Source organism: Jannaschia sp. L-14R, assembly GCF_056857695.1.
The window spans coordinates 596,455-615,937 of the sequence record NZ_JBSXNP010000009.1; the positions used below are offsets into that span (position 1 = coordinate 596,455).

22 protein-coding genes and 1 pseudogene are annotated in these 19,483 nt (G+C 65.0%); 6 read left to right on the forward strand and 17 right to left on the reverse strand.

What is annotated here, in order from left to right:
- Window positions 1–2: 2 nt before the first annotated feature.
- Window positions 3–1,184, forward strand: a complete 1,182-nt coding sequence (gene argE, locus AC13C2_RS07315; protein WP_482886371.1) for an acetylornithine deacetylase — start codon at window positions 3–5, stop codon at window positions 1,182–1,184.
- A 97-nt stretch (window positions 1,185–1,281) separates the two neighbouring features.
- On the opposite strand, the pseudogene AC13C2_RS07320 reads toward argE, so the two are convergent.
- The 8 genes and pseudogenes from AC13C2_RS07320 to AC13C2_RS07355 form a co-directional block, all read right to left on the reverse strand.
- Window positions 1,282–1,392, reverse strand: a pseudogene (locus tag AC13C2_RS07320) (IS6 family transposase); the annotation flags it as partial.
- A gap of 110 nt (window positions 1,393–1,502) precedes the next feature.
- Entirely contained in the window at window positions 1,503–2,351 is an 849-nt protein-coding gene (locus tag AC13C2_RS07325) for a phage BR0599 family protein (RefSeq protein ID WP_482886372.1), read from the reverse strand.
- A 13-nt stretch (window positions 2,352–2,364) separates the two neighbouring features.
- Window positions 2,365–3,486, reverse strand: coding sequence for a hypothetical protein (locus AC13C2_RS07330; RefSeq protein ID WP_482886373.1), 1,122 nt, complete (start codon window positions 3,484–3,486; stop codon window positions 2,365–2,367).
- Window positions 3,479–5,965, reverse strand: a complete 2,487-nt coding sequence (locus AC13C2_RS07335) for a phage tail tape measure protein (RefSeq protein WP_482886374.1) — start codon at window positions 5,963–5,965, stop codon at window positions 3,479–3,481. Before AC13C2_RS07335 ends, AC13C2_RS07330 begins: the two co-directional genes overlap by 8 nt.
- Window positions 5,958–6,143, reverse strand: coding sequence for a DUF7697 family protein (locus tag AC13C2_RS07340; protein ID WP_482886375.1), 186 nt, complete (start codon window positions 6,141–6,143; stop codon window positions 5,958–5,960). Before AC13C2_RS07340 ends, AC13C2_RS07335 begins: the two co-directional genes overlap by 8 nt.
- Window positions 6,144–6,172: 29 nt before the next feature.
- Window positions 6,173–6,622: a hypothetical protein gene (locus AC13C2_RS07345; RefSeq protein ID WP_482886376.1), complete on the reverse strand. Its 450-nt coding sequence runs from the start codon at window positions 6,620–6,622 to the stop codon at window positions 6,173–6,175.
- Window positions 6,622–7,560: a phage tail tube protein gene (locus tag AC13C2_RS07350; protein WP_482886377.1), complete on the reverse strand. Its 939-nt coding sequence runs from the start codon at window positions 7,558–7,560 to the stop codon at window positions 6,622–6,624. The genes AC13C2_RS07345 and AC13C2_RS07350 overlap by 1 nt, the downstream gene beginning before the upstream one ends.
- 24 nt (window positions 7,561–7,584) lie before the next feature.
- The gene (locus AC13C2_RS07355; protein WP_482886378.1) at window positions 7,585–8,004 is read right to left on the reverse strand and encodes an acyl-CoA transferase; all 420 of its coding nucleotides are present in this window, start codon (window positions 8,002–8,004) and stop codon (window positions 7,585–7,587) included.
- Between the two features lie 99 nt (window positions 8,005–8,103).
- Here AC13C2_RS07355 and AC13C2_RS07360 point away from each other — a divergent pair, with 99 nt between their 5' ends.
- From AC13C2_RS07360 to AC13C2_RS07375, 4 genes are all read left to right on the forward strand, one after another.
- Complete coding sequence (locus AC13C2_RS07360; protein WP_482886379.1) at window positions 8,104–8,355, forward strand: helix-turn-helix domain-containing protein; 252 nt, start codon at window positions 8,104–8,106, stop codon at window positions 8,353–8,355.
- A gap of 76 nt (window positions 8,356–8,431) precedes the next feature.
- A complete protein-coding gene (locus AC13C2_RS07365) occupies window positions 8,432–10,153 on the forward strand; it encodes a SulP family inorganic anion transporter (protein ID WP_482886380.1) in 1,722 nt (573 codons plus the stop codon).
- Entirely contained in the window at window positions 10,153–10,401 is a 249-nt protein-coding gene (locus AC13C2_RS07370; protein WP_482886381.1) for a winged helix-turn-helix transcriptional regulator, read from the forward strand. Before AC13C2_RS07365 ends, AC13C2_RS07370 begins: the two co-directional genes overlap by 1 nt.
- A gap of 9 nt (window positions 10,402–10,410) precedes the next feature.
- Entirely contained in the window at window positions 10,411–10,758 is a 348-nt protein-coding gene (locus tag AC13C2_RS07375) for a hypothetical protein (protein ID WP_482886382.1), read from the forward strand.
- Between the two features lie 9 nt (window positions 10,759–10,767).
- Here AC13C2_RS07375 and AC13C2_RS07380 read toward each other — a convergent pair whose 3' ends face one another.
- The 7 genes from AC13C2_RS07380 to AC13C2_RS07410 are packed head-to-tail and all read right to left on the reverse strand — an operon-like array spanning window position 10,768 to window position 15,961.
- The gene (locus AC13C2_RS07380; protein WP_482886383.1) at window positions 10,768–11,403 is read right to left on the reverse strand and encodes a DUF6441 family protein; all 636 of its coding nucleotides are present in this window, start codon (window positions 11,401–11,403) and stop codon (window positions 10,768–10,770) included.
- A complete protein-coding gene (locus AC13C2_RS07385) occupies window positions 11,400–11,711 on the reverse strand; it encodes a head-tail joining protein (RefSeq protein WP_482886384.1) in 312 nt (103 codons plus the stop codon). The genes AC13C2_RS07380 and AC13C2_RS07385 overlap by 4 nt, the downstream gene beginning before the upstream one ends.
- Window positions 11,711–12,724, reverse strand: coding sequence for a major capsid protein (locus AC13C2_RS07390; protein WP_482886385.1), 1,014 nt, complete (start codon window positions 12,722–12,724; stop codon window positions 11,711–11,713). Before AC13C2_RS07390 ends, AC13C2_RS07385 begins: the two co-directional genes overlap by 1 nt.
- A gap of 25 nt (window positions 12,725–12,749) precedes the next feature.
- Window positions 12,750–13,115 (reverse strand): head decoration protein, encoded by a 366-nt coding sequence (locus tag AC13C2_RS07395; RefSeq protein ID WP_482886386.1) that lies wholly within the window; start codon window positions 13,113–13,115, stop codon window positions 12,750–12,752.
- 4 nt (window positions 13,116–13,119) lie between these two features.
- Complete coding sequence (locus tag AC13C2_RS07400) at window positions 13,120–14,214, reverse strand: head maturation protease, ClpP-related (RefSeq protein WP_482886387.1); 1,095 nt, start codon at window positions 14,212–14,214, stop codon at window positions 13,120–13,122.
- A gap of 4 nt (window positions 14,215–14,218) precedes the next feature.
- Window positions 14,219–15,742 (reverse strand): phage portal protein, encoded by a 1,524-nt coding sequence (locus tag AC13C2_RS07405; protein WP_482886388.1) that lies wholly within the window; start codon window positions 15,740–15,742, stop codon window positions 14,219–14,221.
- A gap of 3 nt (window positions 15,743–15,745) precedes the next feature.
- Window positions 15,746–15,961, reverse strand: coding sequence for a phage head-tail joining protein (locus tag AC13C2_RS07410; RefSeq protein ID WP_482886389.1), 216 nt, complete (start codon window positions 15,959–15,961; stop codon window positions 15,746–15,748).
- Window positions 15,962–16,026: 65 nt separating this feature from the next.
- Here AC13C2_RS07410 and AC13C2_RS07415 point away from each other — a divergent pair, with 65 nt between their 5' ends.
- Window positions 16,027–16,920: a DUF1186 domain-containing protein gene (locus tag AC13C2_RS07415; RefSeq protein WP_482886390.1), complete on the forward strand. Its 894-nt coding sequence runs from the start codon at window positions 16,027–16,029 to the stop codon at window positions 16,918–16,920.
- 38 nt (window positions 16,921–16,958) lie between these two features.
- Here AC13C2_RS07415 and AC13C2_RS07420 read toward each other — a convergent pair whose 3' ends face one another.
- Together AC13C2_RS07420 and AC13C2_RS07425 are read right to left on the reverse strand one after the other, a co-directional pair.
- Window positions 16,959–18,959: a phage terminase large subunit family protein gene (locus AC13C2_RS07420; protein ID WP_482886391.1), complete on the reverse strand. Its 2,001-nt coding sequence runs from the start codon at window positions 18,957–18,959 to the stop codon at window positions 16,959–16,961.
- Window positions 18,907–19,467: a hypothetical protein gene (locus AC13C2_RS07425; protein WP_482886392.1), complete on the reverse strand. Its 561-nt coding sequence runs from the start codon at window positions 19,465–19,467 to the stop codon at window positions 18,907–18,909. The genes AC13C2_RS07420 and AC13C2_RS07425 overlap by 53 nt, the downstream gene beginning before the upstream one ends.
- Between the last annotated feature and the right edge of the window lie 16 nt (window positions 19,468–19,483).

Sequence of the window (19,483 nt, forward strand, 5' to 3'; positions counted from 1 at the left end):
GCATGGAAACCGGAGACATCCTCAAGCAGCTTATCGCGTTTCCGTCGGTCTTCACCGCCGAGGACTATAGCGGGATAACCGACTATGCGATCTCGCTGCTCGCACCTCTCGGCATCGCCTGTCATCGGATCGAGGCGCCCGGCGGAGGGCGGGCGGGTCTCTTCGCGGCCACAGGGCCTGCGGGTCCTGGCGGCATCATGCTCTCGGCGCATCTCGACGTGGTGCCGGTGACCGGCCAGAGCTGGCAGACCGATCCCTTCGTCGCCACGGAACGAAACGGCAGGATCTTCGGTCGCGGTACTTCGGACATGAAGGGCTTCGCTGCCGCCGCTATCCGCGCAATGGCCAACGCATCGCGCCGTCGCCTTGCACAGCCAATCAAGCTTGCTCTCTCTTACGACGAAGAAGCTGGCTGCGTTGGAATCTCTCAGATGGTCAGTTCACTCGAAAAAACAATCGGCCTGCCAGATCTGTGTGTCGTAGGGGAGCCGACCGGAATGCAGATCGTGACTGGGCATAAGGGCAAGGTCTCTCGCCGGATCGAGTTCCGCGGGTCGGCCGGTCACTCCGCCGGCGCCCCCGGCCATGTCAACGCCCTGCATCTCGCCTGCGATCTGGTTTCCGCGCTCAGAGTGATGCAGGAAGGCATCGCCGCGAAAGGCCCTCGAGCCGAAGGCTACGGCGTGCCCTACTCGACCATTCATGTCGGCAGCCTCAAAGGTGGCGGCGCCCTCAATATGATCCCCGAAACCGCGACGCTCGAATTCGAGATCCGCCACCTCGCCGAGGAAGACATTGACGGCCTCCTTCATCGAATTGACGCCCTCGCCGCGCAGATCGCCGGAAAAGCACGCGACACGAGGCCCGAGGCTGCCGTGCAGATCACAGAATTCAATCGCTATCCCGGCTTCGACATCGCGCCCGGGCCGGAAACAGAACTTCTTGCAGCCCTCGGCGCGCATTTGCCAGCCGGCAAGGTGGATTATGGAACCGACGGCGGAGTAATCGCGGCACAAGGTATCCCGGTCCTGGTCTGCGGCCCGGGCGATATCTCTCGGGCCCACCGTGCGGACGAATACGTGACCAACGCGGAACTGTCCGAATGCGACGCCTTTCTGGAGCGTCTGACAGAAAAGCTGGAAACCGGCCTGCCGGTCACGCGGCCAACTTCGCCGCCCGCCTGATGCTTTGGAGAATTTGCCGGTACTCTGCGAACAGCGCTTCGCCGGGCGCTGGCAGACGAACGCAAACCAGTCTCCATTGGGTCAGGATGGTTGTCCCTTACCCCGCGCAGAGACCGCACCACTCGGCAAGAGCGGCGGCGCGGTTGGCTTTGAAGAGAGTTCGTCTGGAGAGGCTGCGTTCCTGGTTGAAGTGGTTGAAGACAGCCGACCCGAAGCGTCCGTCCGTTTCGGGCTCTCTGCCGTCATCTGAGTATTTTCATCGGATGTCTGCCCTCCACCAATGAGCAGCCTTTGGCGGTCCGAAATTCTGGTGCAAACTCAGACGATGCTGGTGCGGCCGAAGGGATTGCGGCCGGGGATGTCGGGGAAGCCCCCGAAGTTCAGGAGATTGCCGAACTTGGCGGTGCAGGTGTCACGGCGGAGATCGCAGCCGGGTGCCATGTCGATGACGGCGACCGTCTCCGGATCGTCGATCGCAGTCTCAAGCTCCGGCATGCGTCCCGCGAGCGTCAGCCTGTCCCCGACATGACCGGTGATGAACCCGAGAAGCCCCGCGTGGCGCAGGACGCCGCCGCGGAACCAGCCATCGGGCAGAAGCGCGGCCTCGGCCACGGTGATCTCGAGCCCGGATCGTGCGGTCGCGGTCCCGCCCACGAAGAAGGTCTCGATGTCGAGGCGGCAGCCGCGGGAATAGAGCGCGTGGCGGCAGAGCCGCTGGTACTTCGCTCGCACGCCTTCCCGGCGCATCGAGGTGAAGAGCGATTCCGCCCGCAGCGTGATGCGTCGACCCTCAACTCGGGCCGAAACAACGCGTCCTTTCCAATGCGCAACCACCTCGGCTGGCACCTGTTCGTGGCCGCGAAAGATGGTGAGCGTCGTGAGTGCCTGACCGCGGGGCCCGAGATAGCGACGGGCGAAGGGATCGGAGAGCGGAAAGGAGACGCTGAGATCGACCCGTCGTGGATCGCTGCTCTGAACGACGGACCCATGACTGACGGGCGAAGGGTCCCAGAGCAGATCCTCAGTCTCATCAGCAATCGCCCCCGCAGGCGAAGTCCAGATCGCCGTGCGGCTCGTGAACCGCCAGACCTGATCGCCTTCTGCAAAGAGATACAGGAAATACGGCCGCCCTTCGGCGGTGGAGGTTTCGGCAAGATCATAGGTCATCCGGGTACCGTGGTCATACTGGGGTCTCGATCAGGCTGGCCGCGAACTCGGACCGATTGCCGAAATGCTCGATCTCGATCCGGTCGGCATCGAGCCGCACCTTGGTGAGCAGATGAACCGGCGTTGTGACGGGCACGCTTTTGCCCGGTGCCGTGATGGTCAGCCGGATCCCGAACGCGTCGTAGGCGGCGTCGGTGATCTCGCGGAACACCGGGCCAGAGGCGATCTCGAACATCACGTGCCGTCCGATCCAGACACCGGGATCGGCGGTGCCCGCGATGACCAGGGAGGTGGCCGAAGTCGTTAGAGGTGCCTGCAGGACCAGTTCCCGCCCCCAAGTCGGAAGCCAGAAGGCGTGTTGGCGGCCGCGCAAGGCATGCAGCCAGCGGCGGCGCGCCCAGCGGGCCGTGCCTCGGTCAACAAGGGTGATCGTCGATCGACGCTGGACATGAGTCAGCACCGGTTCGATCACGATGGGACCGAAGCCGTTGTCGATGTACTCGACAGATTGCGCGATGCTTTCGGCCAATGGCTGGCGGAGCACGGCCGGTTCGGTCAGCACGTCGAGCCCAAGGTGGCTTGGATAGCTACTTGCCGGTATCGCCAATGTGTCCTGCAGGGTGAAACGCGCCGTAACTGTCCCCAACCTCTGGCGGCGTCGGTCGATCTCGACGGGCCGCGTCAGGATCCCGATGCCAACCGGGGCGACAATCGGATACACAACCGTCACACCTGCAGGCGCGGCCAGCTCCAGCCGGTTCGGCAGGACCGCGCTGACCTCGACGAGAAGTGCCTCCCCACCATCGGCGGCGATGACGGCCTGTCCCGGTGCCTCGAAGGTTCCCTCGCTGATATCTAAGAACACGGTCAGGTCAGCGGCATCGATCGGCGCCGTCGCCGGACGCGCCAGATGCCAGAGAGGCAGGATCCAATCGGCAAGCGCCCCCGCCCGGGCGAGCTCGGCAGCACGCGCTAGACCGGTCCCATCAAGTAAATGCGTATAGGTCAGGATCGACCGCGGGTCCGTCCGCAGCGCGATCCTTTGCTCGGCTGCTTCCGTGACAAGTGTGTCGGTGTTCCACTCCAGCACTTCAGAGACCGGTTGGCGCACTGGGAAAGGCCAGAGGTCAGGCATCGAGGCCTCCTCGATTGCGCCGGATCACGTTGACGATCAGTCGTTCGCCCGCAGGCGTCGCCAGATAATCGCCGACAATCGAAGGGTCCAGAACGTTGACAATGCGGGTTGCGGACTGAGCGCCTTGAGCCTCCCCACTCGCCTCGACGCCAAGTCGACCGCCTCGGCCTCGTCGCAGCGGCAGGATAGCCTCCGGGCCCGCTTCGCCCATCAGCCCGATGCCGCGCGCAAAGGGAAACACCGTCGGGCGTGAGACCACACCACCGCTGGCAAAGGCTGTGATCTCGCCCGCCTGCCCAAAGGCACCGCCGCGCGCAAAGGTGCCGCCAATCCCGAACAGACCGCCGAGGGCGCTGGTCAGCCAGCCAAAAAGGCCGCCACCTCCGCCGGTACCCGCGCCCGAAAACGCGCGAAACAACGCGTCCTCGATCGGTTTGAAGGCGTTATCAATCAGACGGTTGGCCAGGTTCTGCGCGATCCCGGAAATTGCACTCGCGAAGGTTTGCCAGCTCAGTTCGCCCGACTTCAGAGCCTGCTTGATCGGCCCAGTGATATCGTCGGCAAGCCCTCGCGCGATCTCCTGCGTGCGCTCAACGGCAGCACGGGCCGCGTCCCAGGACTGGCGCGCAACATCGGCGGCGCTCTGCATCGCCCCCCCGGCACGACCAGCGGCGGCTGCTGTTTCATCAAGCGCGGCTGCCGGACCACCGGTTCCATCTTCGGCCAAAGCAGCGTCGAAGCGATCCGCAGCTAACGTGGCTCCATCGAGGGCGGTCTCTGCCTCGGCCCCGGCAGCACGCATCGCCGTGCGCAAAGCCTCCATAGCTTCGAGGGGCTGCAAGGCCCCATCTGCGAGCGTTGCGGCGCTCTGCCTCCAGGCCTCGGCTGAGGCGGCAGCATCGGTAGCAGCGCCGGCAAGACCCAGATCCGGAACAGCCAGCAGGTTGTCGGCGAACGCTCCAGCAAAGGCATCTTGCGCCGCAGTCGCCGCCTGTGTCGCGGCACCCACAAAGTGGTTTTCAAGCTGTCCCAGATCGAGATCGGCGATCAGGCCAATCCGCCGCTCAACGCCAAGCGCTTCAAGACCAGAATTCACGCCATCGATGAAACCGTTGATCCGGGATACGACGCCGTTCAGCATCGCTTCGACACCCTCGATCAGGCTGTTCGCCGCCTGAAACGCGAGATCTCCAATAGCGGCGGGCAAAAGCCCCCAGACAGCCTTGATCGCCTCGAATGCCCCCTCAAAACTGTTCACGGCGGCATTGGCAAAACCGACAACGCCCTCGAGCGCGCCCTGCATGGCGGTGGCGGAGGCGGCCTGCACATCGGCAAATGCGGCCATCGCAGAGGCTGCAAAGCTGCCAGCCCCCATCTTGATCCGCTCCCAGACCTCGCTCACGAGGTTGCCCAGCAGCGCCATTGCGTTTCCGAAACCACCTGCTCCGGAGACAAGCTGGCCGAACTGGTAGATCAGTTCACCCGCACCAACGATCAGCGCCCCGATCCCGGTGCGAATGAGTGCGCCGCGCATCACGACGAGCGCGGTTGCAAGGCCGCGTACGGAAATCGCCGCAGCTACCATTCCGGCCACCCAGCGCCCGGCCAGGAGGGCCGCGAACGTAGCGGCGTAGGTGGTCAGACGGCCGATATTGTCGAATAGGCCCCGAATAGCGATACCAAGCGGCCCAGTGCGACTGGCCACGGCTGCCATGGCATTTGCGACGGCTTCGAGCGCAGGGGCTGCGGCAACCGCCAATTGGTTTGACAGCCCGCGCCAGACGAGGCCGAGCCGCGAGAGCGCGTCATTGGTCCGCTCGATCTGGTCTGCATCCTGTTCGGAGACGACCACACCAAATGCCAGAACGTCCTCGGTCGCCTGGCGCAGCGTCGCGGTGTCGATGCGCGACATCGCGATGGACCCTTCTTCGCCAAAGAGCTGACCGGCGACAGCGGCGCGCTCGGCGACCGGCACGAACGCCTCGATGGCGGCGTTGATTGCCCCCACCCGCTGATCCAACGGAAGGGCAATCAGGTCGGTGGCCGATAGTCCCAGCCGGTCTAGCGCGTCGGCGGCGGGGCCTGTCCCCGCAGCCGCTTGGCTGAGGCGGCGTGTCAGATCCTTGGTCGCCTGCTCGATGCCCGATATCGAAACGCCGGCGAGTTCACCCGCGCGCTCGAGGGTCTGGATCGAGGCGACGGTGGTGCCGAGCGACTGAGCCAGCTTCGCCTGCGCGTCGACCGTCTGCAGCCCGGAGCGGACCATGGCCACGCCCGCCGCCGCAGCTGCGGCAACCGCAGCAGCAGCCGCGATACGGACACGACGGGAGAATGCCGCAAGCCGGGCGTTGGCCGCTTCCATCTCCCGGCTGAGCCGCCCGAACCCACGAGCACCGGCCTCGCCGACACCTTCCAGTTCAGCGCGCACCTGTCGGCCGCCGACCGCGGCAAGGCGGACAGAAACGCGCTTCTCAGCCATGGGAATGATCCATCTGTTCGTTGAGTTTCGCGACCATCACCGCTTCGATGACGGGCAACAGTTCGGCCATGATCAGCGGCGAGATGCCGAGGGCATCACCAAGTGACAGTGCCGCCGACATGTCCCAACCAATCACTGCACCGGGCAGTAGGCGGAGCTGACCGCCGAGGCGACCCACCAGATCCCAGACCTGCCAGCCCTCATGCGTCAGCGGCCGGTTGGTGCGGCCCGGGCAGTCCGGGCACGGCCCTTCGCAGGCTTCACAGTATCGCTCGCCCCCGCCGAAGGACCATTCGGCGAGAGCGCGGAGACGTTTTTTTCCTGTTCCAGCAGCAGGCCCTTGGACACATAGGTCAGCTGAAAGGCCTCGAAGATCGGCCAGATATCGAGAAGCGCGTCGATGGCCTCTGGGCTTGGGTCGATTGCGGTGCCGTCGACGTCGCCGATGCCCTCCCAGGCGAGCACGGCCTTTCGCGCGAGCGCCTTGGCGAAGGCGACGGCGCGCTCCTCGTCGGACGCCTCCTCGGGCACAGCCTCGACGCCGGCATCGCTACGTGTCGCGACCATCAGCGCCGTGGTCAGCGGTCGCAGCTGCACCCGGACGCCTGGGGCAAGGTCATGCCATCGGGGCGCGTTGGTCAGGTCCAGCGAGAGCATCAGTAGGTCTCCACATCGTTCACGAGGGTTGCAGTGCACATCCGGCCGACCACGCTGTCGCGCGCCGCCTGCCAGTCGAAAGTGGCCTGCACGCCTTGAGGGCCGGATATCTCGATCCGGGGTCGCGGCAGGTAGACGGCGTGAACGGTAAAGGTGAAACTCTCGCCCGACGGCAGCACATAGGCGAACTCCAACTCACAGGGATCGCCATTGATCGCCTGTGTCACCAGCGTCTGGTCGGCGAAGCGGACCTCAATGGAGCCGGTCAGCGCGGCAATAGACGGGTCTGCTCCATCGATCCGTCCGTCCGAGCGGATGGTCTCGATCCGGTCGAGGTTGTTGGCATAGGTGATGTCGGCCGAGACGACGTTGCCGAGGGTCGATCCATTACGGGTGATCGCCCCGTTGAAATGGCCGAAGCGCTGCAATTCGAGAGCGGCAGGTGTGCCTGCACTCGTCGTCGTGCCCACGGTCTCGCCCTGCGCCACCAGCCGGGCGGTGGCCGTCAGCAGGCCAGATCGCTGCATCTGCCAGTTGATCTGGTCGAGCACGCATCCCGAATACATCGCAAAGCGCGGCACCTCTGGCATGCCGGTCTCGATGGACATGCTGGGCAGCGTCCACACCCCCGACTGGAATTCATGCGTCCAGGGGCCGGTGCCGGTCGTGGTCGGGTCGCCAAAGGCCGCCTTCAGCCAGAACCCGAAGGCCTCGGCGTCGAGCGGCACCACCACATCGCCGTCCGCCGTCACCGCATCCTTGATCGGCGCCAGCGGATCGCGGCCGTAACCCAGCAGTTCGGAATTGAGCAGCGGCTGCTCCGCCCCCAGCGAAGTGCTCGCAAAAGGCAATTTCGTGAAGCCGCCCACGGGGGGCGTTCCATAGGTTGTCTCGAACGCAAGCGCCATCTGCGCCCGCGCCCCTTGGGCTCGTGCCATCGTGTTCTCCTCGGATTGTCGGGGTCAGGCCAGCGGGTCGGCCGTTGAATAATGCAGCACAACCAGAATGACGGCGGCCTTTAGACTGGCCGCGCCTTCGACGGGCAGATCGACCGGACGCGGTGCCTCAGCCTCGACCCAGTCGCAGAGGCCGCCAAGTGTGCGGTCAGCGGCAAGTGCCATGCCGATACTGCCGGTCAAAGTGTCGAATGCCGCGTCACGCCCAGTGCCTTGCACGACTGCTTCGATCTCGGCGCGGTGCTGGTAGTGGTAGGCAAGCGGTGACAGCGTCACCTCGGGCTCCCCCGGCTCGCCGTCGCGCAGGATCAGCAAGCCTTCGGCCGGAACCCGTTCGGGCAGTACCTCACCGCGCAGAGCGGTGGCCGCCAGCGCCGAGAGCCGCGCGTATAGCGCGGTGAGGATGGTTTCGCGAAGGGTTGGCATCAATTGTCCCCACGGGTACGACTTGGAACTTCGCAACTGATGTTTGACATATCTATTTGCATGTTTTAGATGCTCTTTATACCATTTAGGATATGCTTCATGATCACTGGACCTCAGATGCGCGCCGCCCGCGCCTTGCTCGGCATCGACCAGAAGACTCTGGCCGAACTTGCGGGGCTTTCCGTGCCGACGATCCAGCGCATGGAGTCTAGCCACGGTAACGTGCGCGGCGTCGTCGACAGCCTGACCAAGGTCGTGGCCGCGCTCGAATTCGCCGGGGTCGAACTCATCGCAGAAGGCACGGCAGGCGGACGGGGCGTGCGCCTGAAGGTCCCCCCACCCAGACACTGATCCCTCAACCCGCGACGGCGACCGCCGACGACATGCCGACGATCCCGCCGCTCCCTTCCCAAAGGTGCGGCCACAGATGAAAGACCAGACCACCAGACAGAGCGACGCTCCGAACTTCGCCGAGCTCTTCACCCCGAAACTCGTCACCGTCCTGCGCGAAGGCTACGGGCTGACGCAGCTGCGCACGGACGCAATCGCCGGGGTGACCGTCGCCATCGTGGCCTTGCCGCTTTCGATGGCCATCGCCATCGCGTCCGGCGCGACCCCGGCGCAGGGGCTCTACACGGCCATCGTCGGCGGTTTTCTTGTCTCGCTCCTTGGCGGATCGCGCTTCCAGATCGGAGGACCGGCCGGGGCCTTCATCGTGCTGGTCGCCGCCACCGTGGCCCAGCACGGGATGGAGGGGCTGATCCTGGCAACGTTCCTCTCGGGGCTGATGCTCGCGGTCGTGGGGTTCCTGCGTCTGGGCACCTTCATCAAGTTCATTCCCTTTCCGGTCACGGTGGGGTTTACGGCGGGGATCGCGGTCATCATTTTCGCCAGCCAGGTCAAGGAGCTGTTCGGCCTGACGCTGGCGAATGAACCGGGCGAACTGCTGGAAAAGATCCCTGCGCTCTGGGAGGCTCGGAGCAGCCTGACGCCGGCGGCGTTCGGCCTGTCCGTGGCAACTGTCGCGGTCATCCTCGGGCTACGGCGCAGGCGTCCGCACTGGCCGGGGATGCTGATTGCCGTCGGCCTTGCCGCGGCGGCGACCGGGTTGCTGTCCCTGCCGGTGGAGACCATCGGCACGAAGTTCGGTGGGATCCCCTCGTCTCTTCCGGCGCCAAGCCTCCCGTCCCTTTCGATGGAAGCGATCCTCGCGGTCCTGCCGGCCGCCATCTCCTTCACTCTGCTGGGCGCCATCGAGTCGCTCTTGTCGGCCGTCGTCGCGGATGGCATGACCGGTCGCCGCCACCGCTCGAACTGCGAACTGGTGGCGCAGGGCGCGGCCAATATCGGGTCGTCCCTGTTCGGCGGCTTCTGCGTGACGGGCACCATCGCGCGGACCGCCACCAATGTCCGGGCCGGGGCGCATGGCCCGGTGGCCGGCATGCTGCACGCCCTGTTCATCCTGCTGTTCATGCTCGTCGCGGCACCGCTCGCCTCCTACATCCCGCTGGCGGCTCTCGCGGGGGTGCTGGCCGTCGTGGCCTGGAACATGATCGAGAAACCGGCCATCGCCATCCTCGTCCGCTCGGGCTGGGGCGAGGCGACCGTGCTGGGTGCAACCTTTTTCCTCACCATCTTCCGGGACCTGACCGAGGCCATCGTCGTCGGCTTCGCCCTCGGCTCGGTCCTCTTCATTCATCGCATGAGCCGGACAACGGCGGTTGCTACGGACGGTGCCTTTGTTGGCGGCGACGAAGCTGATGCCGCCAACCCGCGCGGTGAATACCACGAGGAGCAGGCCGCGAATCCCGATGTCGTCATCTACCGGATCACCGGTGCACTGTTCTTTGGCGCGACCGCCTCGATCGGGTCGGTCCTCGACCGCATCCAGGACACCCACAAGGCGCTGATCGTGGATTTTTCTGCCGTGCCGTTCCTCGACTCGACCGGCGCCAACATGATCGAGGGCCTCGCGCACAAGGCGCAGAAGCAGGGCGTCTCGCTCTGGCTCACCGGCGCCACCCGGGACATCCAGCGGGTGTTCGTGACCCACGGCCTGAAGCGTCCGCTGGTCCATTATGCCGCCATGGTCGACGAGGCTTTGACCAAGGTGCGCGATGGTGCCGACAGCGATCAGGAGGCCGCCTGATGCCCGGTGCCCTCAGGGACAAGCGTCGACCGCAGCGCCGCCGGAACGGCCCGGCCGAAGCGCGCAGGCGCTTCGTCCTCGACGCGCTCGAACGTCCGCGGACGCAGGCGGAACTGCGCGACGCGTTGGGCATGAGCAACAGCGGGATCCTGCACCTTCTGCGCCGGATGGAGCGGGACGGGCTTGTGCGACCCGCCGAACGGGTGTGCTGGACCCGGATCTGGGAACGGGCCAAAGATCGCGGTTGAACCGACCCCATGGACGCGCAGCACACATTACCGGTTGATCCAGCCTACCTTCCATCCGGTTGGAACGAAGTGCTCGCGCGAGCCGCGCGCGCAGAGGGAACGGGTCTCGATCTCGCGAGCCTCGGAGATGCCGCCGCAGACATCGAGCCGGTTGCAGAGCGGGTGACCGATCTCGGCCTGCTTCGTGTAGCGCGCGCCGGCCACTACGAGATCACGCCCATGGGCCGGGAGGTGATGACGGTCCGGATCGGGGAGGAACACGGACGCCGGAACGGCAGGGCGAACGCATCTCGCATATTTTTCTTGGCGTTTGTCGTGTTGTCGCTCGGCCTGTTCGCATGGCTCGTTTGGGGTTGACGAGCCTCATCATCGCCAACTGCTCCCCTCCACCCAATTCGCCACGATCAACCCCGGCACGCTGTCCAACGCACGGTCTGCATCCCGCGCGAGGTTCAGCCGCTTCGACAGTTTCACCTGCGGCACAAGCAGGAAGATCGGCGCGGTGACTTTGCCGCGCCCGGTCTTCGAGCGTGACACGACAGCTTGACCCTTCGTATTCAGCCGCCCCTCTGCCACCAGCAGGCTCGGGCCCGTCCGTCGATAGACGAACCGCAGGCGTAGCCCGCGCCGCCGTTCCCATTCGCCGGGTGTGATCCGACCGCCGCGTATAGACTTGCCTGCAGCAGGCAGCGGGATCGCCAGCCAAAACCCGTCCTTCGAGCGGATCAGTGGGCCGGTGTCGTGCGCGCCGACGATGACCGGGGCCTTCGACCAGACCAGAGCGGCCGCGTCGAGGCTTTCGCCCGACCGCGGGAAATTCTGGTTGCGGATAGAATTTGCCAGCCGTCGACCAAGTCCCGCACCAGTGATCTGAGTGCGCCAGGCGGTCTTGAGTCCGGTCCCGGCCTCACGCATAGCGGCCGTCACCGCGTGTTCGCCCGCCGCGACCTCGGCCGCCATCATCGCGACGATGTCGGAATCGATGTCGAGCTTCAGTCTCACGCGGGCCTCAGATCAACGGTCCAAACCAGCCGCTCGCGGTCACGCACGGGCTCGCCCTGAATGAGGAAGGCATCGCCGTCCATTTCCAAGCGGTCGCCCGGACGCGGGGTCGGAACCTCAGCGATACGCAGGTCAATCCGGGTCGTTTCCGACCAAAGCCGTGTATCGCCGAAGTCGGTGATCGCATCAGCCTGCCGCGAGACGACGCGCACCAGCATGGGCGCGCCGCCATCGGAGGTGTAGACCGCCTCTCGCCCGATGTTTGGGTCGGCGAATAGCAAGTCGACGGCGGCGTCGAAGGCAGACATCAGGTTCGCCTTGCCGAGCGCAGAACCTGCGGCCGGGTGCAGATCGGCAGCGGGTTGCTCTCGATTTCGAGCCGCACCCATTCGTCGCGGTCCCGGTCAGGGATCGTGCGGGCGTAGAGCGGCAGTCCCAGAGTATTGACCGTCTCGAACGTGTCGGCGGGGGCATGGTAGATCTCGAAGAGCCCCTCGACTCCTTCGGGATAGAAGAAGGCCTTGTCGGTCGGCACACCGAAGCCAGCCCCACCTCGGTAGCGACGGAATGTAATACCGCCAAAGCTGACCTCGTCAGCAACCCGGCCGCGCAGATCGGCAGCTGCGGCGGTGTTGAGATAGGTCTCGCGCACCTCCTTGTGGGCAATGAGATCAGCGAAGAAGGCCGACCCGCATTCAGCGCGGACCTGCACAGCCCCGGCCGCGAGCCCGCCCATGCTGTCCTCGACGCTTTCGATCAGTGCCTGGCAGCGTTTGCGCAGCGCCCCGGAGCCCGGAGTCGCGTTGTCGAGATCGAAGTCGATTTCGGTGGCGGGCGTGATGGCGAACTCGGTGAAGTAGTTGATCACGGTGGCGCTGTCCTTGGGATCCTTCACGATACCCTGAATGCCGTTCAGGAGGTGATATTCGAACGTCGCCTCTGCATCCTGGCGCAAACGGCCAAGCTTGCGGGCGACCTCGCTTTGCACTTGCTGGGTGGCGCTTTCCGAGCCGAAGTCGCGGATGCCCTGAATTTCAGACGCCCAGAGCACGTCCTGCTTCTTGAACTGGCGGCAGACAAAGGCCCGCATGTCACGACGCTCTGGCACCTGTTGCTCGGCCGCCGAGCCGCGTTCGGAGAACGGGATCAGCGACAGTGTGCCGTCCCGGCTCTCGATCACGACGGTGCGCGAGCGCACGCCGCGCGGCGAGAACAGGCTCGCGCCCGACAGGATCGCGGGCTTGAAGGGGATGTTTTCCAGAGCACGGGTGAGTTCGATGATGGTGAAGGCATCGCCTTCGAAGATATCCATGGTGGTCATGGGAATGCCTCCTTTGAGGGTTTGATCAGTGGACGAGAATGCCGACCGCCAGCAGCGCGGCATGGGCGGCGGTGATCTCGCCCTCGCTGGGGGTGCCGACAAAGACGAGATCGTTGCGATTGACGACGGCGGGGCCACGGACCAGCGCGACGGCTGGCACATCGCCGCCCGCAGCGTCGGACTTGCCCCAGAGCACCGCCACGGCGGTTTCCGTGCCATCAACGGCGGCGGGATCATGGGCAGCGTATTTGCCAGACGTAGTGATTTTGCCCAGCACGGTGCCCGGATCGAGCGTGCCGGAGGCAACGGTGATGGTTTCGCGGGTGTAGTCGCGGAAGGCTTCCCAGACGAGGAAGCCTCCGGAATGGGTGGTCTCGGTGAGCGTGGTCACGTGGTTATCCTTTCAGCTTGAAGGTGCGGGCGACGATCTCGCCCCAAGGACGGGCTGTCGTGCTCCGGCCGGGTTGAGGGTGATGGGCAGTGATTTCGGGTTCGGCCTCGGCTTTTGCCGCCAGAAGGGCCATGCGCACCTCGTCGAGACTGGCGTCCTGTTCGAGGAACCGCCCAGCCATCTGTGGTTGGCCCGCAAGGCGGCAAAGATCGACGACAGCGCGGGCATGGCTGATCGCCTCGGCGCGGATCGCGGCGGCATCGGGCAGTGCACCATCCGGAGCCGGGGCGGGATCCGAAGGGCTGGGCATCTCGTCGGTGACCCCATGCCCTTCCGGCTCGACAGGCGCTTCGTCGCTGCCCGCCTCGCCGGTGCTGTCGGCAGGTTCGACATCGTCGTCCAGGATGCTGTCGGTCTCTCGGCGCGCGTCCGTGCCTGTCTCTGGGTCGCTTTCGTCCGGATCGCCCTCCGCCTCGGTCGGAACACCCTCCTGGCCAGTGGCTTCCACAGCCTTGACGAGGTCGGGCGGCGTATTGCGGAACCGACCAATGTCGAACTGTGCAGCCATCCTCACAGGGTCCGCCAGCCGGTCCGCAAAACCCGCCGCCACCGCGTCGGCCGCATCGAACCAGGTCTCAGCCGCCATCAGCGCTTTAATCTCGTCATCGGGTTTTCCGGATTTGGCGGCATATCCCCGAACGAGGCTGCCCGCGATCTTGTCCAGCGCCTCGGCCATGGCGCGCATGTCGCCCGCTGTGCCCATTGCCAGACCCGATGGGTCGTGGATCATCAGAAACGCGTTTTCCGGCATGACGATCTCGTCACCCGCCATGGCGATATAGGACGCGGCCGAGGCGGCTATGCCGTCGATCCAGACCGTGACCGTGCCCTCGTGCCGCTTCAGCGCATTGTAAATCGCGACCGCATCGAAGACTGACCCGCCCGGGCTGTTCAGCCGCAGATCGACCGGCGTCCCGTCGGGCAGTGCGCCGAGTTCGGCAAGGAACCCCTTCGCCGAAATCCCAAAGGCGCCAATTTCATCATAGATCGCCACTTCCGCACCTGTTCCCCGGGCGCGGATCGCATACCAGCTTGTCATATCGTCACTCCTGTTCGGTGGTGGGATCGGTGGAGGCGGATCCGTCGCCTGTGTCTTCGCCTGTGCCATCACCCGGATTTGGCCGCGCTGCGGGCGTTGCCCGCGCGCCTTGCGTTTCGCCGGGGCTCGCGCGGTAGCTCAGACCCAGATCAGCAACGCGTTTGGCATCTGCCGCATTCTCACGGTCGACTTCTTCGACGTCATAGCCGGTGGCCTCGACCACCTTGCGGCGCGAGGTGATGCCCGCTTCCATCGCCAGCACCTGCGCCTGGATGTCCTTCAGCGGGTCGACCCAATCCCAGCGTGGCGGGATCCATTGCACCGGCCGCGCGACGGCGGGATTGCCGATATCCAGCGCCCCCGACAACACGGCCGTCTCAAGCCAGCGCCGCCAGATCGGCCGACACAACTGGTGTGCGATCACCCCGTGTTGCAGCTGGCCGATGCGGCGGCGGAACTCGACCAGCTCTGCCCGCAAGCTTGAATAGTTCGCCTGCCGCACATCGCCGGTGACCAGATGATAGGGAAGCCCCAGCGAGGCCGAGACCGACAAGAGCGTCCGATATTGAAACGCCTCATAGCCACCACCCACGTCGGCAGGGCTCGAGAACTTCACATCCTCGCCCGGCAGCAGCACCTGCATCGTGCCGGGTTCGAGGCTCGCAATGGCGGTGCCATCGAGATCTGCCTCCGTCTCACCCATCATCGGGTCTTCCGGCGCGGTCTTGGTGATGAACCCAGCGAACATCGCTGCGGTTTTCTTCCGGTCCAGTTCAGCGTCGTCGTACTGGTCCAGCAGAAACAGCCGCACCATGGCTGGAGCCACATGAGGCAAGCCCCGGATCTGGCCTGCATCAATTGGGCGGTAGATGTGCAGAACATCTTCGGCTGGCACGCGCACCGTCTCCGGGATCACAGCCCCCTGATCGGTGCTGTCGCCCGGATGGCGACGCCGAAAGTGATAGGCCACCCGGCGACCGATGCCGTCGAACTCGATGCCGCAGCGGATGCGATTGCCGTTTGCCGCCGTCTCGGTCTTCTCGAACGGCAGCATCTCCGACTGCAGCAGCTGCAGTTGCAGCGGGACAAGCAGGCTGTCCTCGGCGCGGCGGGGACGCAGACGCACGAAGCACTCGCCCGCCACGAACATCTCGCGCGCCACCATGGCCTGCAAGCCGTAGAAGTCGGTCAGACCGTCCGCGTCAGCCTCGTCGGTCCATGCGAGCCAGAGCTGCTGAACACTGTCACGCAACGCCGCATCTGCGATCAGCGACGACGGCTTGATCCCGTCGCCGACCATGTTCGACGCAAATGCCTCGCAGGCATTGGCGGCATAGCCGTTGGTGACGACTAACTCGCGCGACCGCGCCAGCAGGCGGGGGCCGCCCGAGGCGACCAGCGAATTGATGTTTTCCATCGGCGGTTGCCAGCCCCGCAAGCGTCGCTTGGCCAGAGCGCCTTCCAGACGCGCGGACACGGCGGCGGGACCGCCGGGGACCCGGCGGCGAAAGTGATCGAACAGCCCCATGGATCAGAGCCCCTTCGTCGTCGTTACACGCACCTGCCGAACGATCCGTCGTCCCTCTGCAGTCGCAATCTCGCGGTCGAGCGCCTCGATGGCCCGGTCGATTTCCGCGACGCTACGATAGTCCACCGTCTTTCCGTCGTAACTGACGCGCGCCACGCCAGAGGAACGCTGAACAGCCAAGGTCTCGCGGCGACTAAGGAGTTCCGTCAATGTCGGCATCTGAATTGACCTGACCTGCGAATATGTTTCATTGAGCCAACCGAATCCCGAGTGAGGGCAAAACCATGACCCCGACCGAAATCATGCGCGATCTCGCGCGCGCCGACATTTTTCCGAAAACCGCCATGGCCGAAGCAGGCACCCGGCGCGAAGAAATGGCGCCAGTCTTCGTCGATCTCGTAACCCGCCTCGCACATCAGCCTATCCCGGCGATGAAAGACGCTGATCTGATGGCTTTTATTCCGATCTTCCACATGCTGGGCGAATGGCAGGATCCTCGTGCCTATCGCCCGTTGGTTCAGATGCTCCGTCGTCCTACCAAGGTCATCGACCATCTCCTCGGGGACGCTGTCACCGAAACAAGCTTTCGCGTCGTCGCTGGAACATTCGACGGTGACCTGCAGCCCGTTTTCGACGCGATCGAGGACAGGAAGGCAGATGAATTTGCGCGTTCGTCGCTGATCAACGCTCTCGTCTTGATCGCGCAACAGCACCCCGCAGAACGCCACATGATCGAGGATTACTTCCGGACCTTTCGCCAGCGCTGCCCCAAATTACCCACGGACGTCCTGACCGGCTGGATGGACGCCATTGCCGCCCTCGGGCTCGAGGACATGTCCGAACCCGTGCGCGAGGCTTTCGACAAGGGCTTGATCCCGAGAGAGTATTGCGACTTCGGGCATTTCCTTGAGGATCTGGAGGCCACCCTCAACGAAGGTGTTTCTCCCGCAAACCGTCGTTACCAGAAAGCCCTTATCACCGATGCCATCGAAGAGTTGTCGAATTGGCACTGTTATACTGATGAGTTTCTCGCCCAGCAGAAGACCCGCAAAGTTGACAACGCCTTGCGCGTGGCCCCATGGACAGAGGCCCTCACAAAGACACCTGACAAACTTGGCCGCAACGATCCCTGTCCTTGCGGCAGCGGCAAGAAGTTCAAGAAATGCTGCCTGCATTGAACCGACCCGGCCAACATGACCCTGCGTTTCGAGCCCCTTCACCTCATGTAACTTGAGCGCACGGTCCGCCGCTGTGGTCCCGCGCGCCGAGAAGCGGGCGTGGTGTTTCCCGCCCCGTCCTCAGCCATATCCTCCGCCGTGATCCCGACCTGTGCCTCCAGATCAGTCCACCGCGCATCGGACCAGCGGTCAGCGCCCAATATCCAAGCGGCTGCTCGGGCATAGACCCGACAATCCAGAGCTTCGTTGCGTTCGCGCAGCTTCTGCCATTCGAGCCGGGCAAAGCCGCGTTTGGTGCGCACCGTGATCAGTTGTTCGGCGGTGAATTGCTTCAACCACTCGCCGTCCGCCCAGTTTGGCAGATGGATGGTTCCGGGCGGGCAAAGATGCCCAGCCTCGATTTCCTCCCGCGTCGGCTGGTCCTGGCGCAAATAGCGATAGGTCTCGGTCTTGAAGGTCGAGGTAGCGACCGTCCAAAGCCGCGCCCCGCGCCGCAGCCGTTTGCCTGCGATGGTCGCGTCCACATACGTCGGGCCAGTGACCGGGCTCGAGCGGTTGAAGCCCTCGACGCCTTTGACCGGAGCCACCTGCGCGAAACCGACCTGTCGCGACCAGGCATACACAGCACTCGTCTCGTAGCCTGTGTCGATCGCCAGCCGTGCCAATGTCATCGGTTGACCTGAGGCATGCTCCCATGTCTGGCCGAGCAAATTGGCCAGCTTCTGCCAGCAACCCGGATCGCCGGGCCCGCCCTCAATGACCACGTGATCGATCAGCCAACTCTCCAGCCCGCGGCCCCAGGCCCACACATCAACCTCGATGCGATCCTTTTGAACGTCCGCCCCGGCGGTCAGGAACAAGCCCCGCTCTGGAACAGTGCCTCCGTCCCAGGTCTCGCGCCGGTCCGCCAAGCGCTGCCAGTCCGGCGCCTCGCCGGTTTCGACCCATGTCTCGCCGAGGATCGTGTTGCGAAACGCCTTGATAGCCTCGTCCGACCCTTGGGCCGCGTCCCATGCGCGCACGATCCGCTCCCAACTCAGCCACCCGATCGGCGAATAGAGCGCCGAGAGGTGATAACCAACCGTGGTCGGATCTGCGGCCACAGCGGTCGCGCGCCATTCGCCAGCCTCCAGCATTGCTGTCTTGTGGTGCTCTGCGATGGGCTGGTCGCAGCCCTCGCAGTGATACTCCGCCGTTTCCGGACGACCCTTCTGCCAGCGCAGCCGCTCGAACTTGAGCCACTGTTCCTGACCGCAGTGCGGGCATGGCACAAAGAATCGCCGCTGATCGCTTGCCTCGAACTCGCGTTCGATCCGGCTCAGCCCCCGGATCGTCGGCGTCGAGACCAAGAACACTTTGCGCCGGTGCGCGAAGGTCAGCGACCGTGCCTCGGCCAGCGTGACCGGATCGCCTTCATCGTCAGCGGAGGCCGGATAGGCGTCGACCTCATCGAGGAAGATGTAGCGCGCGGGTGTCGAGCGCAGCCCGACCGCCGAGTTGGCCCCCGTCATGATCAGGATGCCGCCCGCGAATTCCTTGGACAGCATGGTGTTGCCCGCGTCGCGCGACCGGGCCGGTTTGACCCGTTCGCGCAGTTCAGGGCTCTCGTCGATCAGCGGGTCGATCCGCTGCCGCGAGTTGCGTTTCGCCAATTCCACTGTCGGCTGGACCGCCAGCATCGGGCCCGGTGCCTGGTGGATCGCAAAGCCAATCCAGTTGTTTCCGGCCTCGGTCGCGCCGACCTGCGCCGCCTTCATGAAGACGATCCGCTGCGTCGGATCGCCGGGTGAAAGCCGATCCATGATCTCGCCCATGTAAGGCGTGCGCGCAGTGCGATACCGGCCCGGCTCGGCCGACCCGCGCCCCGACAACATCCGGTGCCGGTCCGCCCATTCCGACACGGTCAGGTCCGGATCGGGCGTGAGGCCAGCACCCCAGGCGCGCAGGATCTCTGCCGCGCCGTCGAAATCCAGCACATCGTCCGTGTCACCGGAGATCGGGTTTGACCTCGGCAAGATCGTCGAGCTGGGCACGGACATGTTTCTCCAGAACCTTCTGCATTGCGGCGGGCTCGACGCCCAGATCGGCCGCCATCAACGCCGCCGCTCGCGACGGCCAGTTGACCCAGACGTCGCGCTCCTGCCGTGCCAGCCGGAAAACCAGCGACAACGCGCGGGCCCGGTCGATCAGCTCGCCCTTCAGCTTTTGCAGCCGGAGACGGCGTTCCTGCGCCTTCAGCACCTCGTTGGCCGTCTTGGCCTGCAGAAAGGTGGTGCCGCTTCCAATGGACGGGGCATTCATTCCCTGTTCGCGCAGGGTTTCGCCAACGGCGGATACGGCCGCCTCGGGGACGGGTTTGAGCTTCGGCTGTGGCGCTTTTCGGGTTTTGGACGGATCGGTTGCTTCAGCGCGCAAGGCATCGCTGGCCACCGCGTCAATGCTGCCATCGCCGTACAGCACCAGCCGCCCTGTCGCCTTGGCCTTCTGGATCGCCCCGCGTGAAAGGCCGACGCGGGCAGCGTATTGGCGCTCGCTCAGCCCCTCCATTGCGCGCTCCGATTAT